The sequence below is a fragment of the Klebsiella sp. C349492 genome, assembly GCF_042055345.1.
Classification (GTDB): Bacteria; Pseudomonadota; Gammaproteobacteria; order Enterobacterales; family Enterobacteriaceae; genus Klebsiella; species Klebsiella scottii.
Map to the genome: position 1 here is coordinate 289,356 of NZ_JANQCE010000002.1, position 14,578 is coordinate 303,933.

The window sequence follows — 14,578 nt, forward strand, 5'->3', positions numbered from 1 at the left end:
CAGCGAAGCGCCGCCTGGGCGTAACGATCAGTACAGCAGGGAGTAGAGCTGACGGCGATATTTCGCGGCCAGCGCATCGCCGGTGCCGAGGGCGGCAAGAATTTCCTGCAGCATCTTGCGCACCTGGCCGTCGCCGGCGTCTAAATCTTTCTGCAGATGGCTGAACAGCAGAGCCAGCGCCTCTTCGTTGCGGCCAACCTGATGCAGCTGCAGGGCCAGCTGAGCCGCCAGCGCCGCGTCTTCCGGGTTTTGCTCAACCTGCTGCTGGAGCAGCTGGATTTCCGGCGTATCGGCCGCCTGCTTGAGCAGCTCAATCTGCGCAACCAGCCCCTGGTAGCGGGTATCCTGATCCTGCAGCGGAACCGTTTTCAGCACCGCTTCGGCTTCGTCGGAGCGGTGCAAGGCGATCAGCGTTTCCGCCAGCAGCAGGCCAATCTGGCTCTCCTGAGCGGAGAGCTGCCACGCCTCTTTCAGCAGCGGCAGGGCTTCGGCGTACTTCTCTTCCTGCATCAGCGCCAGCGCCTGCTGGGCTTTTAACTCTTCTTCGCGCGGCAGCACTTTATCAAGCAGCGCGCGGACGGCGGCCTCCGGCTGCGGGCCTTCAAAGCCGTCTACCGGCTGACCGTTCTGGAACAGATAAACCGTTGGAATCGAGCGCAGGCCAAACTGCGAAGCCAGCATCTGCTCGGCATCGCAGTCCACCTTCGCCAGCGTAAACTGACCGTTGTACTGCGCCGCCAGACTTTCCAGAACCGGCGTCAGCTGCTCGCAGTGCTGGCTGCGCGCGGACCAGAAATAAAACAGCACCGGCGCGGTAACGGATTGTTCCAGCGTCTGGTGCAGGTTAGCTTCGGTAATGTTGATAATATTCTGTACTGACATAAGCGCATCTCTTTAATCAATTTTTTGTATACATGGGGGCGACGGCCGGAGCTTCAACTCAGCCCTGGATAATTTTGTCCATCATCCGCGTTGGCAACAGGCGTTTGAGCAGGGCCACCGCGTGCGTGACTAAGGTCACCGGATAGCGCAGCCTGGGTTTATCGCTAACGAAAGCATGGCGCACTTTTTCCACCACCGCCTCCGGCCCGAGGGTAAAGCGCGCAGCGATACCGGGGTTTTCCACCGGCTTATCGCTCCGGGTTTGATTGACGTTGCTCGTAAAGCGGGTGCGAATCGGCCCCGGCTCAATCAGGCTGACCTTAATGCCGCTATAGCGCAGCTCCATGCGCAGGGCGTCGGACCAGGCTTCCAGCGCGTATTTGCTGGCGGCATAGGCGCCGCGACCGGGGCTGGAGATGATCCCCATGACCGAGGAGGTCATCACGATACGGCCCTCGCCGTGCGGCTCCATAGCCGGAAGCAGCAGCATGGTGAGCTGGTGGGCGCCAAAAAAGTTGGCGGAAAACTGCTGCTCCATCTGCTGGCGGCTAACGGCGTTCAGCGGGCCATAGACGCCGTAACCGGCGTTATTAAACAGGCCATACAGCCGATTCTCGGTCAGGGCGATAACCTCTGCCGCAGCGCGCTCCACGCTCAGCGGATCGTCGAGATCCAGCAAAATACCGGTCAGTCCGAGTTCCTGCATCCGCGCAACGTCGTCAGCCTTGCGGCAGGCGGCCAGAACGTTAAAGCCCTGACGTTTCAGATCGAGCGCGCTTTCAAGGCCAATACCGCTGGAACATCCTGTAACTAAAACCGTTTTTTGCATAACTTTACCTGCAAACAACCCCTGAGGATCAGGAGTCATGATTAACTAAGGGAGCCAGCCGCGTCGCCATCCAGTCGGCAATAAACGGCTGGGCGTCGCGGTTGGGGTGGATTCCATCATCCTGCATCCACTGTGGCTTCAGATAGACCTCTTCCATAAAAAAGGGTAACAGAGGAATATCAAACTCTTTGGCCAGTGCGGGATACATTGCGCTAAAGGCTTCATTATAACGACGCCCATAGTTGGCGGGCAGGCGAATTTGCATCAGCAGCGGCTGGGCATTCGCCGCTTTGATATCCTGCAAAACGGTGCGCAGAGTCTGCTCCGTTTGCTGCGGCGGGAAGCCGCGCAGTCCGTCATTGCCGCCCAGTTCGACCAGCACCCAGCGCGGTTGATGCTGTTTAAGCAACGCCGGCAGACGCGCCAGCCCCTGCTGCGACGTGTCGCCGCTGATGCTGGCGTTAACTACCGGCGTTTTTGCCTGCCACTTATCGTTAAGTAGCGCAGGCCACGCGGCGTTGGCCGCCATTCGATAGCCGGCGCTCAGACTGTCGCCGAGAACTAACAGCGTGTCCGCCGCCATCGCGCGGCAGGTAAACAGGACCAGAAACAGGAAAGGCAAATGCCAGCGGAAAACATACTTGAAGTTCATCATCTTAAGAAGTCCGTCGGTCAGGGAGAGCATCAGCTTTCCATCCTCACCGGAGTTGAGCTGGTTGTCAAACCGGCGCAGACCATCGCCCTGATTGGCGAGTCGGGTTCCGGCAAATCCACGCTGCTGGCGATCCTTGCCGGGCTGGACGACGGCAGCGGCGGTGAAGTCTCTTTACTCGGGCAGCCGCTGCACCGCATGGACGAAGAGGCGAGGGCGCAGCTGCGCGCGAAGCACATCGGCTTTGTTTTTCAGTCCTTTATGCTGATCCCGACCCTCAATGCGCTGGAAAACGTCGAGCTTCCGGCGCTGCTGCGCGGCGAGAGCGACAGCCAGAGTCGGGGCAGCGCCAGGGCGCTGCTGGAGCAGCTGGGGCTGGGTAAACGCCTGAACCATCTGCCGGCGCAGCTTTCCGGCGGCGAGCAGCAGCGGGTGGCGCTGGCCCGCGCCTTCAACGGGCGTCCGGAGCTGCTGTTTGCCGATGAGCCGACCGGCAACCTCGATCGGCAGACCGGGGATAAAATTGCCGACCTGCTGTTTTCGCTCAATCGCGAACACGGTACGACGCTGATCCTGGTGACGCACGATCCGCTGTTGGCGGCGCGCTGCGACCGGCGGCTGCGGCTGGTTGATGGTCAGCTGCGGGAGGAAGCATGATTGCCCGCTGGTTCTGGCGCGAATGGCGATCGCCATCGCTGCTGATCGTCTGGCTGGCGCTGAGCCTGGCGGTGGCCTGCGTGCTGGCGCTGGGGTCGATAAGCGATCGCATGGAAAAGGGGCTGAGCCAGCAGAGCCGTGAATTTATGGCCGGGGACCGGACGCTGCGCAGCTCGCGCGAGGTCCCCGCCGACTGGCTCGCGCAGGCGCGTCGGCTGGGATTAACGGTCGGCGAGCAGCTCAGCTTCGCCACCATGACCTTTGCCGGCGATACGCCGCAGCTGGCCGACGTCAAGGCGGTTGACGACACCTATCCCCTTTACGGTCAGCTGGAAACCCAGCCGCCGGGCTTAAAACCGCAGGCGGGCAGCGTGCTGCTGGCCCCGCGATTAATGGCGCTGCTGAATTTAAAAACCGGCGATACCATTGATGTCGGCGACGCCACGCTGCGCATTGCCGGCGAAGTGATTCAGGAGCCGGACGCCGGGTTCAATCCTTTTCAGATGGCGCCGCGGCTGATGATGAACACTGCCGATGTGGCAAAGACCGGGGCGGTGCAGCCCGGCAGCCGCGTCTCCTGGCGCTATAAGTTCGCCGGAACCGCGCCGCAGCTGGCGGAGTATGAGCGGTGGCTGTTGCCAAAGCTGGGGGCGGAACACCGCTGGATTGGCCTGGAACAGGATGACAGCGCGCTGGGTAAATCGCTCGAACGCTCGCAGCAGTTCTTACTGCTTTCGGCGCTGCTCACGCTCCTGCTGGCGGTGGCGGCGGTGGCGGTAGCCATGAGCCACTACTGCCGCAGCCGTTACGATCTGGTGGCGATCCTTAAAACCTTAGGTGCCGGGCGGGCGCAGCTGCGCAAGCTGATCGTCGGGCAGTGGCTGATGCTGCTGGCGCTGGCGGCGATTGCCGGCGGCGCGATGGGGATGGGGCTGGAGACGATCCTGCTGGTGATGCTGAAACCGGTTCTCCCGGGCGCGCTGCCGGCCGCCAGCCTCTGGCCGTGGCTGTGGGCGATTGGCGCGATGGTGGTGATTTCGCTGCTGGTGGGCCTGCGGCCCTATCGGCTGCTGCTGGCGACGCTGCCGCTGCGGGTACTTCGTCAGGACGTGGTGGCTAACGTCTGGCCGCTGAAGGTCTATATTCCGCTGGTGTGCGCGGTGGTGGTTATCCTGCTGGCGTGGCTGATGGGCGGCAGCCCGCTGCTGTGGGCGGTACTGGCCGGCGCGGTGGTGCTGGCGCTGCTGTGCGGCCTGCTGGGATGGGGGCTGCTGTGGCTGCTGAAGCGGGTGACGCTGAAGGCGCTGCCGCTGCGCCTGGCGGTCAACCGGCTACTGCGCCAGCCGTGGTCGACGCTAAGCCAGCTGGCGGCGTTCTCGCTGTCGTTTATGCTGCTCGCCCTGCTGCTGGTGCTGCGCGGCGATCTGCTGGATCGCTGGCAGCAGCAGCTGCCGCCGGAAAGCCCCAACTACTTCCTGATTAATATTGCCCCGGATCAGGTCGCGCCGGTAAAAGCTTTCCTCGCCGGGAACCAGACGGCGGCGACGGAGTTTTACCCCATCGTCCGCGCGCGCCTGACGCAGATTAACGCTCAGGCGATGGAGGGCAATAAGGACGAAGCGCTGAATCGCGAGCTGAACCTGACCTGGAGCGACGACAGGCCGGATCATAATCCGCTGGTGGCCGGCGCCTGGCCGCCAAAAGCGGGTGAAGTGTCGATCGAGGAGGGGCTGGCGCAGCGCCTGGGGGTTAAGCTCGGCGATAGCGTCACCTTTACCGGCGATACCCAGGACTTCAGCGCTAAGGTGACCAGCGTGCGCAAAGTTGACTGGGAGAGCCTGCGGCCAAACTTCTTCTTTATCTTCCCGCCGGGCGCGCTCGACGGACAGCCGCAGAGCTGGCTGACCAGCTTCCGCTGGGATAACGGCAGCGGCATGTTGACGCAGCTGAACCGCGAATTCCCGACCGTCAGCCTGCTGGATATTGGCGCCATTCTGCGTCAGGTGGGTCAGGTACTGACTCAGGTCAGCCGCGCGCTGGAAGTGATGGTGGTGCTGGTGACCGCCTGCGGTATTTTACTGCTGCTGGCGCAGGTTCAGGTCGGGATGCGCCAGCGCTATCAGGAGCTGGTGGTCTGGCGCACGCTGGGGGCCGGAAAGTCGCTGCTGCGCACCACGCTATGGGCGGAGTTTGCCCTGCTGGGCGTGGTGTCCGGGATCGTGGCGGCGATAGGGGCTGAGGTGGCGCTGGCGATGCTGCAAACCAAAGTCTTTGATTTCCCCTGGTCTCCGGACTGGCGATTGTGGGTGATGCTGCCGCTCTGCGGGGCGCTGCTGCTCTCCCTGTGCGGCGGCTGGCTGGGGCTGCGTTTGTTAAAAGGCAAAGCGCTGTTCCGCCAGTTTAGCCAGTAATTCAGCGCGCTTGGCATCTGCAGGCCCGGGGTTGAGTACCAACGCCCCGGGCTTTTTACTGCGTTCCGTTTAAGCCTGACGCGCGGTTAGCGGTTCATTCATTGCTCTGCGACGGCAAAGCGCGCCCCTGAAAGCGTGGCGGCGGCGCGACGGAGGTAGTGCATTTGCATGACGGTTTGATGAAATTCGCGGCGGCTTTCTTTTAACGGCACAAAATGATAAGTCACTGATTTTTAAGAGCACGAAAGCGTAAAAAAGCGACAACACGGAGTTGGTAATCACGGTTAATATTCACCTTGCAAATATAAGGTTGCTTATTACTCAAGGAAAAAGCATGGCACATAAAATAAAAGCGCTGGCGATGACGATCGGCGCAGTACTGGCAGTGACTTCTTTTGCTTCCCAGGCTGAGATTACGCTGCTGAAACAAGATCCGCAGGCCGGCGACCCGTTAAGCCGCCTGAACTTCACCGTCGGCGGAAGTATTCGTCCGCAGTTCAACATGATGTCCGGCGATGGCGATAAAGGCTCCTATAAGCGTAACGGTTTCGACGGCGGTACCCGTTTCCGCTTCGCCGCTGATTATTATCTGTTTGATGATATTAGCTGGATCAGCTATTACGAACTGGGGGTCAATATTCCGGCGCTGTTCGACTGGGATAATCACTATGCGGAAGGCGCTAATAACACCTCTCGCCGTATGCTGTATACCGGGCTGAAGAGCGACACCTGGGGGACGCTAACCTACGGTCAGCAAAACAGTATTTATTACGATGTGGTCGGCGCCAAGACGGATATTTGGGATTACGACATGATCGCCCAGGCGCCGGGTAACGGGATCAACGGCGATTACGATGGTTCTTACCGCTCGCGCAATATGCTCAAGTATAAGAAATCTGCCGGCGACGTCGATCTTTATGCTTCTTATCTGTTTGAAGATAATGAGTATCTGCCGGGGAATGGCCTGCGCTATAAGCGTAAAGGCGGGGGCTCCGTTGGCGTGGATTATCACATCATGAAGAACCTGACCTGGGGTACGGCGTGGAACTATACGCGTGCCGAAATGCGCGATCCGTCCAGCGCTGAGAATAAAACCTATGACCAAAATATCCTCGGTACCGCCCTAAGCTGGACGCCGGATAACTGGACCTTCTCCTTCGGCGGCGGCTGGTATCAGAACTTCCTGACCACCAAAAAAGCCGATGTGAATAACTACTTCGCCGGCGATGCCTGGGGTATTGAGTACTTTGCGGGCTATAAAATCCCGGTTGGCCAGTACGCGCTTAAATCCGTTCAGCCGTACTTTATGGGCGACCGCCTGGAATACGTGAACGGACGTAACTACCAGCGCATTGATAACGGTCTGGGGATCAGCTTCCAGCTGGATTATGGCTTCCGCGTTGATTACGAACACGTCTTTACTTCGAGCACCGACAACCTGGGCGATATGAACCTGGTGCGTCTGCGCTACGACTTCTAAACCGCGACCTCCCGCGCAGCGCGATGCCGAAAATCCCGGCTTGCGCTGCGTTTACGCGGGCTACCGCGCCAGCCAGGAGGCGACGTCCTGCCAGGTTCCGCGAAAGATAATCTTCTCTGCCTTTTTACCCAGCTGATAGCGATACATTGGGTCGTAGTACTCTTTCAATAGCGGAACAAGCCACGCAAAATGCGCATCGGTGCTCGCCGTACGCAGCTGTTCAGCCAGCGCGTCATCAAGCAGGGCGGTGAGCTGAGCAAAACGCTGGAGCCCCAGGCGACGGCGGATAGCAAACAGGCCGTGGTGCAGATACGCGCTGTACTCCTGCCAGCCCCGATCTTCGCCGTACGCGGCTATAAAGTCGCGGTGCATCCGGTCAAAATACTCCTCCCGCAGGCGCGCCAGGCGGACGTCAAACGGGTCCTCCACCACCGCCAGCGGCGATTGCGCCATGCGCTCGCGCAGGCATTCCGGCAGATGGTTGGCGCCTATCATATGCCCTTCATCCTCCAGCACCCAGCGGCGCTGGCTGGCCGCTTTTTTCAGCATTGCGACCGCGAGGTGGTTTTCAAACGTTGCCTGAGCATGCTGGTCGCGCAGCGTCCGCCCGAACGATGAGCCGCGATGGTGGGCGAGCCCTTCGAGGTCGATTCCGTCGGGCCGCGCGCCGACCAGCTGAGTTTTACCGTTGCCGGTGCAGCCGCCGATAAGCACTATCGAGCGCTGGACCAGCTCCTGCGTCAGCTGGATGGCGGCCTGGCGCAGCGCCTTATAGCCGCCGACGATCAGCGGATAATCGACGCCCGATTCGCGCAGCCACTGCTGAACAATGTGCGAGCGCTGGCCGCCGCGGGCGCAGCAAAGATAGCCCTGAGGATTGCGTAAGCAGGCTTCACGCCACGCCCGCATGCGTTGGGCGCGAATGTCGCCATTGACCAGGCGATGGCCGAGCGCCAGGGCGGCTTCTGCCCCCTGACGTTTATAGCAGGTGCCGACGGCGGCGCGTTCTTCATCGTCCATCAGCGGCAGGTTGAGCGCTGCGGGGAGAGCGCTTTGGCTGAATTCAACCGGGGCGCGTACGTCAATGAGTGGGGTATCCGCGGCGAGAATTGCGCGGTAATCCGTCCCATTATTCATGGGTCTTCCTTTTGCAGTGAAACCGAGATTTTCTGTAAAGCGAAGGAGGGATTCTACGCGCCTGAAGGCGTGCCGGGGAAGGAATAACGCGCTTCCCCCGGCACGAAAGGCTTAGTTAAGCTGTGACTGCGCCCAGAAAATACCGCTGGCGTACTCCGGCGGCAGCAGCGGCTTTAACGCTTCGAGCGTGGCGCTCAGGCGGTCGGTATCGCTGTCGGTGAGGTTCAGGTGGCCCACTTTGCGGCCCGGACGAACCTCTTTGTCATACCAGTGCAGGTGCACCAGCGGCAGCTTCAGCCAGTCGTAATTGAGATCGGTGCCGATCAGGTTGATCATCACCGACGGGCTGTTGACCACCGGCGGCGGCAGCGGCAGGTCGGTAATGGCCCGCAGATGCAGCTCAAACTGGCTGATGGAGGCGCCGTTCTGCGTCCAGTGGCCGCTGTTGTGCACGCGCGGGGCCAGCTCGTTGATCAGCAGACCATCGGCGGTGACGAAGCACTCCATCGCCATGACGCCGACGTATTTCAGCTCTTCCATAATGGCGGACAGCATGCCTTCGGCCTGATCCTGCTGGCGAGCATTGGCCTGCGGGAAGGCCACGCTGGTGCGCAGAATCCCGTCCTGATGCAGATTGCGGGTCAGCGGATAGAACACCGTGCTGCCATCCTGAGCGCGGGCGCCAACCAGCGACACTTCGCCGGAGAAGTTAATTCCCCGTTCGACGATGCATTCGCCGTAGTTATCGTCGGGCAGCTGCGCGCAGTCGTTCTCACGCAGACGCCACTGGCCGCGCCCGTCGTAGCCGCCCACGCGGCGTTTAACGATAGCCAGCTCGCCCAGGGTCGCGAAAATCTCCGGCCACTGGTTTTTATCCGCCAGCAGCTGCCACGGCGCGGTGGCCAGGTCCAGCCTGTCGAACAGCTGCTTTTGCGTCAGGCGATCGGCAATAATGGGAAACACGTCGCGGTTAACAAACGCCGGGTGACGCGCCAGTTCGCGGGTGAGGGCCGTTTCCGGCCAGCGCTCGATTTCAGCGGTGATGACGCTTTGCTGAAACGGCACCGCTTCAGGATCGGCCTCAAGGCCAACCGGCCAGACCGCGATACCCAGCGGCTCTCCGGCCTGGCGCAGCATGCGGCCGAGCTGGCCGTTGCCGAGGATACAAACCTGCTTCATGCCGCACCCCGTGGGTCCGGATTATCCAGCACTTCATCGGTTTGCGCCTGGCGCCATGCGCTCAGGCGCTGGTGCAGTTCGGCGTCGTGCACCGCCAGGATCTGCGCCGCCAGCAGCGCGGCGTTGGCGGCGCCGGCTTTGCCGATAGCCAGGGTGCCGACCGGGATCCCGCGCGGCATCTGGACGATGGAGTAGAGGCTGTCAACGCCGCTCAGCGCTGCGCTCTGTACCGGCACGCCTAAGACCGGGACCAGCGTTTTCGCCGCAATCATGCCCGGCAGATGCGCCGCGCCGCCCGCGCCGGCAATAATCACCTGATAGCCGTTGCTTTCCGCGCCTTCGGCGAAGCTGAACAGCTTATCGGGAGTACGGTGCGCGGAGACCACTTCAACATGGTACGGAACGTTCAGGGCATCAAGGATTTCTGCGGTAAACTGCATGGTAGCCCAGTCGCTTTTGGACCCCATCACGATGGCGATACGCGCCGAATTATTGCGGGAAGACATGCGTCTTAAAACTCCTGTGGGTGTGCTTCACACTGCTTTAGAGGCCACAGAGAATAACACGATATACGGGCGAGGAAAACGGTTGCGTAGGCTGATGTCGGCGGAAAATAGCGCGATAATTAAAACGGGAAAGGGATCAGTTCAACGTCGTCTTTGGTGACTTTGACCATCGAACCTTCGCTGTGCCACGCGCCGAGGACCACGCGAAAAGCCGGCATGCCGTTAGCCTCCATTTGGTGGATGGCCGGGCGATGGGTATGACCGTGGATCAGCCACTGTACGCGATGCTTTTCCAGGGTCGCCACTACCGCCTGTTGGTTAACATCCATAATCTCCATCGACTTACTGCTGTTGGCTGCGGTGCTGTTGGCGCGCATTTTAGCGGCGATACGGCGGCGAATAAACAGCGGCAGGGCAAGGAAAAGACGTTGGATCCACGGCGTATGCACCTTAGCGCGAAACGCCAGATAGCCGGCATCGTCGGTGCAGAGCGTGTCGCCATGCATAATTAAAACGCGGCGGCCGTAGAGATCGAGCACGTTCTCTTCCGTCAGCAGCGTCATACCGCAGGCGCGGGCAAAGCGCTGGCCGATAAGAAAATCGCGGTTGCCGTGAACGAAAAAGCAGGGGACGCCGGAGCGGGTCAATGCGCTGAGCGCGGCGGCGATTTCCTGATGCAGCGGGTTAGGATCGTCATCGCCGATCCAGGCTTCAAACAGGTCGCCGAGGATATAGAGCGCGTCCGCCTCGCGGGCCTGGCCGCGTAAAAAGCGGAGAAAACCGGCGACGATCGCCGGTTCTTCGGTTTGCAGATGCAGGTCTGCAATAAAAAGTGTCGCCACGAATTATTCGCTGACGCTGACGCTTTTGATCACCACATCTTCTTTCGGCACATCCTGATGCATGCCGCTGCGGCCGGTAGAAACCGCTTTGATTTTGTCTACCACGTCCATGCCTTCAACGACTTCAGCAAATACGCAGTAGCCCCAACCCTGCAGGTTTTCACCAGAGAAGTTCAGGAAGTCGTTATCAGCCACGTTGATGAAGAACTGCGCGGTGGCGGAGTGCGGCGCCTGAGTACGGGCCATCGCCAGAGTACCGCGGGTGTTTTTCAGACCGTTGTTAGCTTCGTTCTGGATCGGAGACTTGGTTGTTTTCTGCTCCATGCCCGGCTCAAAACCGCCGCCCTGGATCATAAAGCCGTTGATAACACGGTGGAAAATGGTGTTGTTGTAGAAACCTTCGCGGCAGTAGTCCAGGAAGTTTTTAACTGTTTCCGGCGCTTTTTCGTCAAAGGTTTTGATTACGATATCGCCATGATTAGTGTGGAAAGTAACCATTTTTGCATCCTGTTCCGATGATTGTGGTGCTTGAACCCAAGGTTGGGCGTGACATAGTGGGCTGTTATAGCATAACCGCGGGGTTGGATCACCTTGCATTGTGTGCTGCTTCGGGGTTGAATTCAGGTTAGAATACGCGGCTTATCACTACACACGTTTACACGGAATCTTCGATGTTAAAAATTTTTAATACACTGACGCGCCAAAAAGAAGAGTTTAAACCTATTCATGCCGGGGAAGTTGGCATGTACGTGTGTGGTATCACCGTTTACGATCTCTGTCACATCGGTCACGGCCGTACTTTTGTCTCTTTTGACGTGGTGGCTCGCTACCTGCGCTTCCTCGGCTATAAGCTGAAGTATGTGCGCAACATTACCGATATTGACGACAAAATCATTAAGCGTGCGAATGAGAACGGCGAAAGCTTCGTGGCGCTGGTCGATCGCATGATTGGCGAAATGCACCAAGATTTTGATGCGCTGAATATTCTGCGCCCGGACCTTGAGCCGCGCGCGACGCATCATATTGCGGAAATTATTGAAATCACCGGGCAGTTGATCGCCCGCGAGCACGCCTACGTGGCGGATAACGGCGACGTGATGTTCTCGGTTCCGACCGATCCGAACTACGGTCAGCTGTCGCGCCAGGATCTGGAGCAACTGCAGGCGGGCGCTCGCGTTGACGTGGTTGACGTCAAGCGTAACCCGATGGACTTCGTGCTGTGGAAGATGTCGAAAGAGGGTGAGCCGAGCTGGCCGTCTCCGTGGGGCGCAGGGCGTCCGGGCTGGCACATCGAATGTTCGGCGATGAACTGCAAACAGCTGGGCAACCATTTTGATATTCACGGCGGCGGTTCGGATCTGATGTTCCCGCACCACGAAAACGAGATCGCGCAGTCTACCTGCGCGCACGACGGTGAATACGTGAACTACTGGATGCACTCCGGCATGGTGATGATTGACCGCGAAAAGATGTCGAAATCGCTGGGCAACTTCTTTACCGTGCGCGATGTGCTGAAGTTCTACGATGCCGAAACCATCCGCTACTTCCTGATGTCCGGCCACTATCGTAGCCAACTGAACTACAGCGAAGAGAACCTGAAGCAGGCGCGTTCTGCGCTGGAGCGGCTGTACACCGCGCTGCGCGGTACCGACAGCAGCGTAGCCCCGGCAGGCGGCGAGGCGTTTGAAGCGCGCTTTGTGGAAGCGATGGACGATGATTTCAACACCCCGGAAGCCTATTCGGTGCTGTTCGATATGGCGCGCGAAGTGAACCGTCTGAAAACCGAAGATGCGCAGGCGGCGAACGCGCTGGCGGCGCATATGCGTAAGCTCTCCGGCGTGCTGGGCCTGCTGGAGCAGGAGCCGGACGTGTTCCTGCAGAGCGGGGCGCAGGCGGACGACGGCGAAGTGGCTGAGATTGAAGCGCTGATTCAGCAGCGTCTCGATGCGCGTAAAGCGAAGGACTGGGCCGCAGCGGACGCCGCGCGTGACCGTCTCAACGAGATGGGGATCGTGCTGGAAGATGGCGCTCAGGGCACCACCTGGCGCCGCAAGTAGGCCTGGAGCCGTACCCCGGGCGAGGCGTCCGGGGATGTCAGAGCCTTGCGCGAAATAAATTAAGCGAAATAAAAATGCCGGACCTTCAGGGGCCCGGCATTTTTTTATTCAGCGACGGCAATCAGGCGGTGATGGTTACGCTCTGGCCTTCAAAGCTCACCGTCTGGCCGGCAACGATCTTGCAGCGCTTGCGGGTTTCAACCGCCCCGTCGACTTTAACCAGACCGTCGGCAATGACGATTTTTGCCTGCGCGCCGCTTTCGCTCCAGCCTTCCAGCTTCAGCAGATCGCACAGCTCAACGTGCGGGTGTTTACCCAGAGAAAAAGTCGCCATCTTAGGCCTCCTGAATGTCGTGATACTCTTCGCACGCCTGCAGCGTGTTCTGAATTAGGGTGGCAACGGTCATCGGGCCGACGCCGCCAGGGACTGGCGTGATGTATGACGCGCGCGCGGCGGCATCTTCATAGACCACATCGCCAACCACTTTGCCGCTTTCCAGGCGGTTAATGCCGACATCGACCACAATCGCGCCTTCTTTAATCCATTCTCCCGGAATAAAGCCCGGTTTACCGACCGCGACGATCAGCAGATCGGCATTTTCGACGTGCTGGCGCAGGTTTTTGGTAAAGCGGTGGGTAACGGTGGTGGTGCAGCCTGCCAGCAGCAGCTCCATGCTCATCGGGCGGCCGACGATGTTAGAGGCGCCGATCACCACCGCGTTCAGGCCGTAGGTATCGATGTTGTAGCGCTCAAGCAGCGTCACAATACCGCGCGGCGTGCACGGGCGCAGACGCGGAGCGCGCTGGCACAGGCGGCCGACGTTGTAGGGATGGAAACCATCGACGTCTTTGTCCGGCGCAATGCGTTCCAGTACTTTCACATTATCGATCCCGGCAGGCAGCGGCAGCTGCACCAGGATACCGTCGATAGCCGAATCGGCATTCAGCGTATCGATAAGCTCCAGGAGCTCCGCTTCGCTGGTGGTTTCCGGAAGATCGTATGAGCGGGAGATGAACCCCACCTCTTCACACGCTTTGCGCTTGCTGCCGACATAAATCTGCGATGCCGGGTTGCTGCCAACCAGCACGACGGCTAACCCTGGAGCGCGTTTTCCGGCCGCAGTGCGCGCCTTCACTTTTTCCGCGACTTCAGAGCGCACCTGCTGCGCAATCGTTTTACCGTCAATAATTTTTGCTGCCATCAGAGAGAGGATTCCATCTGTATCTTAACGAAAGGGGGATGCGGATATTTTGTCAGAAGCCAGCCTCCCTGTCAGTCCTCGTTTGATTTTTTATCGCTTTTCGGCGCGAGGGGGGACGATAAACCATATCGTTGAGGCGGGTTTAAGATGAATAAATGGCGGACCAGCACGCATTTAAGCCGATGTTATGCTGGGAAATGACCGCGAGGATTGGATAATCCTTAGGCATCGCCTGTCGCATAAGTAGACAAGTGACCTACAGAAAACAGTTTGATGGCAAAATGCATTGACTCATCAGGCGTGCACCGTATAATTCCCGGCGATTGCACATCATGAAGCTCCCGCTTCTCAGTGCGCCCTTAGCTCAGTTGGATAGAGCAACGGCCTTCTAAGCCGTAGGTCACAGGTTCGAGCCCTGTAGGGCGTACCATTATCACTTCTCTTAACGTCTCCTGAAGTCTACTAAATCCAGCATACGCGCGGCATTCGCCAATATCCCATTACCTCAACGCCTGCTATCGTCTACTGAAATCGCCATTCATGTGGGGTAGATTCCGGCTCAATGAAATGAGATACCCCAAAATGGGGCTACCATCCCGCCGGGTCGATATATCTAAACTTAAAGATAAATCCTCCAGGTCATTGCGGACAGCGTCCTCAGCCGCCAGAACGGTACGTCCTGGAGGCTGGTCAGGGCCGCAGGGAGAGGCAGCAGATGCGCTGGGTCCGGGAACCGCAACCCGG

14 protein-coding genes and 1 tRNA gene are annotated in these 14,578 nt (G+C 59.4%); 5 read left to right on the top strand and 10 right to left on the bottom strand.

All coding sequences use genetic code 11. The features are described 5' to 3' along the window. Positions 1-27: 27 nt before the first annotated feature. The 3 genes from NWP14_RS09060 to tesA are packed head-to-tail and all read right to left on the bottom strand — an operon-like array spanning position 28 to position 2,366. On the bottom strand, positions 28-882 hold the full coding sequence (locus NWP14_RS09060) for a co-chaperone YbbN (protein WP_095094538.1): 855 nt from the start codon (positions 880-882) through the stop codon (positions 28-30). A 58-nt stretch (positions 883-940) separates the two neighbouring features. Continuing rightward, the gene (locus NWP14_RS09065; protein ID WP_375215204.1) at positions 941-1,750 is read right to left on the bottom strand and encodes an SDR family oxidoreductase; all 810 of its coding nucleotides are present in this window, start codon (positions 1,748-1,750) and stop codon (positions 941-943) included. Continuing rightward, positions 1,740-2,366 carry a multifunctional acyl-CoA thioesterase I/protease I/lysophospholipase L1 gene (tesA, locus tag NWP14_RS09070; RefSeq protein WP_095094542.1) on the bottom strand — a complete coding sequence of 209 codons (627 nt, stop codon included), beginning with the start codon at positions 2,364-2,366 and terminating at the stop codon, positions 1,740-1,742. Before tesA ends, NWP14_RS09065 begins: the two co-directional genes overlap by 11 nt. On the opposite strand from tesA, the gene ybbA reads away from it, so the two are divergent. The 3 genes from ybbA to NWP14_RS09085 all read left to right on the top strand — a co-directional run bounded on the left by ybbA (position 2,334) and on the right by NWP14_RS09085 (position 6,911). Beyond that, positions 2,334-3,020, top strand: coding sequence for a putative ABC transporter ATP-binding protein YbbA (ybbA, locus tag NWP14_RS09075; protein WP_041144387.1), 687 nt, complete (start codon positions 2,334-2,336; stop codon positions 3,018-3,020). The genes tesA and ybbA overlap by 33 nt on opposite strands. Further along, positions 3,017-5,431, top strand: a complete 2,415-nt coding sequence (gene ybbP, locus NWP14_RS09080) for a putative ABC transporter permease subunit YbbP (RefSeq protein WP_375215205.1) — start codon at positions 3,017-3,019, stop codon at positions 5,429-5,431. The genes ybbA and ybbP overlap by 4 nt, the downstream gene beginning before the upstream one ends. Before the next feature lie 334 nt (positions 5,432-5,765). Then, positions 5,766-6,911 carry a porin gene (locus tag NWP14_RS09085; protein WP_375215206.1) on the top strand — a complete coding sequence of 382 codons (1,146 nt, stop codon included), beginning with the start codon at positions 5,766-5,768 and terminating at the stop codon, positions 6,909-6,911. A 60-nt stretch (positions 6,912-6,971) separates the two neighbouring features. Here the strand turns inward: NWP14_RS09085 and mnmH are convergent, their stop codons facing one another. The 5 genes from mnmH to ppiB all read right to left on the bottom strand — a co-directional run bounded on the left by mnmH (position 6,972) and on the right by ppiB (position 11,073). After that, the gene (mnmH, locus tag NWP14_RS09090) at positions 6,972-8,048 is read right to left on the bottom strand and encodes a tRNA 2-selenouridine(34) synthase MnmH (protein ID WP_375215207.1); all 1,077 of its coding nucleotides are present in this window, start codon (positions 8,046-8,048) and stop codon (positions 6,972-6,974) included. A 111-nt stretch (positions 8,049-8,159) separates the two neighbouring features. Continuing rightward, positions 8,160-9,227: a 5-(carboxyamino)imidazole ribonucleotide synthase gene (gene purK / locus NWP14_RS09095; protein WP_346431971.1), complete on the bottom strand. Its 1,068-nt coding sequence runs from the start codon at positions 9,225-9,227 to the stop codon at positions 8,160-8,162. Beyond that, complete coding sequence (purE, locus tag NWP14_RS09100; RefSeq protein WP_095094553.1) at positions 9,224-9,733, bottom strand: 5-(carboxyamino)imidazole ribonucleotide mutase; 510 nt, start codon at positions 9,731-9,733, stop codon at positions 9,224-9,226. The genes purK and purE overlap by 4 nt, the downstream gene beginning before the upstream one ends. Positions 9,734-9,852: 119 nt before the next feature. Next, positions 9,853-10,575, bottom strand: a complete 723-nt coding sequence (lpxH, locus tag NWP14_RS09105) for a UDP-2,3-diacylglucosamine diphosphatase (protein WP_095094555.1) — start codon at positions 10,573-10,575, stop codon at positions 9,853-9,855. Between the two features lie 3 nt (positions 10,576-10,578). Continuing rightward, positions 10,579-11,073, bottom strand: a complete 495-nt coding sequence (ppiB, locus tag NWP14_RS09110) for a peptidylprolyl isomerase B (RefSeq protein WP_095094557.1) — start codon at positions 11,071-11,073, stop codon at positions 10,579-10,581. A 173-nt stretch (positions 11,074-11,246) separates the two neighbouring features. Here ppiB and cysS point away from each other — a divergent pair, with 173 nt between their 5' ends. Then, positions 11,247-12,632 carry a cysteine--tRNA ligase gene (gene cysS, locus NWP14_RS09115; RefSeq protein ID WP_375215208.1) on the top strand — a complete coding sequence of 462 codons (1,386 nt, stop codon included), beginning with the start codon at positions 11,247-11,249 and terminating at the stop codon, positions 12,630-12,632. 121 nt (positions 12,633-12,753) lie between these two features. On the opposite strand, the gene ybcJ is transcribed toward cysS, so the two are convergent. Then, positions 12,754-12,966: a ribosome-associated protein YbcJ gene (gene ybcJ / locus NWP14_RS09120; RefSeq protein ID WP_095094561.1), complete on the bottom strand. Its 213-nt coding sequence runs from the start codon at positions 12,964-12,966 to the stop codon at positions 12,754-12,756. Between the two features lies 1 nt (position 12,967). Next, the gene (gene folD / locus NWP14_RS09125; RefSeq protein ID WP_041144398.1) at positions 12,968-13,834 is read right to left on the bottom strand and encodes a bifunctional methylenetetrahydrofolate dehydrogenase/methenyltetrahydrofolate cyclohydrolase FolD; all 867 of its coding nucleotides are present in this window, start codon (positions 13,832-13,834) and stop codon (positions 12,968-12,970) included. Between the two features lie 353 nt (positions 13,835-14,187). Between folD and NWP14_RS09130 the strand changes: the two genes are divergently transcribed. Further along, a tRNA-Arg gene (locus NWP14_RS09130) sits at positions 14,188-14,264 on the top strand. The last annotated feature ends 314 nt before the right edge of the window (positions 14,265-14,578 follow it).

Excerpts from the sequence above, each read along its gene's own strand:
- NWP14_RS09060 (WP_095094538.1), bottom strand. The coding sequence starts at position 882 with ATGTCAGTACAGAATATTATCAACATTACCGAAGCTAACCTGCACCAG.
- NWP14_RS09065 (WP_375215204.1), bottom strand. The coding sequence starts at position 1,750 with ATGACTCCTGATCCTCAGGGGTTGTTTGCAGGTAAAGTTATGCAAAAA.
- ybbA (WP_041144387.1), top strand. The coding sequence starts at position 2,334 with ATGCCAGCGGAAAACATACTTGAAGTTCATCATCTTAAGAAGTCCGTC.
- tesA (WP_095094542.1), bottom strand. The coding sequence starts at position 2,366 with ATGATGAACTTCAAGTATGTTTTCCGCTGGCATTTGCCTTTCCTGTTT.
- ybbP (WP_375215205.1), top strand. The coding sequence starts at position 3,017 with ATGATTGCCCGCTGGTTCTGGCGCGAATGGCGATCGCCATCGCTGCTG.
- NWP14_RS09085 (WP_375215206.1), top strand. The coding sequence starts at position 5,766 with ATGGCACATAAAATAAAAGCGCTGGCGATGACGATCGGCGCAGTACTG.
- mnmH (WP_375215207.1), bottom strand. The coding sequence starts at position 8,048 with ATGAATAATGGGACGGATTACCGCGCAATTCTCGCCGCGGATACCCCA.
- purK (WP_346431971.1), bottom strand. The coding sequence starts at position 9,227 with ATGAAGCAGGTTTGTATCCTCGGCAACGGCCAGCTCGGCCGCATGCTG.
- purE (WP_095094553.1), bottom strand. The coding sequence starts at position 9,733 with ATGTCTTCCCGCAATAATTCGGCGCGTATCGCCATCGTGATGGGGTCC.
- ppiB (WP_095094557.1), bottom strand. The coding sequence starts at position 11,073 with ATGGTTACTTTCCACACTAATCATGGCGATATCGTAATCAAAACCTTT.
- cysS (WP_375215208.1), top strand. The coding sequence starts at position 11,247 with ATGTTAAAAATTTTTAATACACTGACGCGCCAAAAAGAAGAGTTTAAA.
- ybcJ (WP_095094561.1), bottom strand. The coding sequence starts at position 12,966 with ATGGCGACTTTTTCTCTGGGTAAACACCCGCACGTTGAGCTGTGCGAT.
- folD (WP_041144398.1), bottom strand. The coding sequence starts at position 13,834 with ATGGCAGCAAAAATTATTGACGGTAAAACGATTGCGCAGCAGGTGCGC.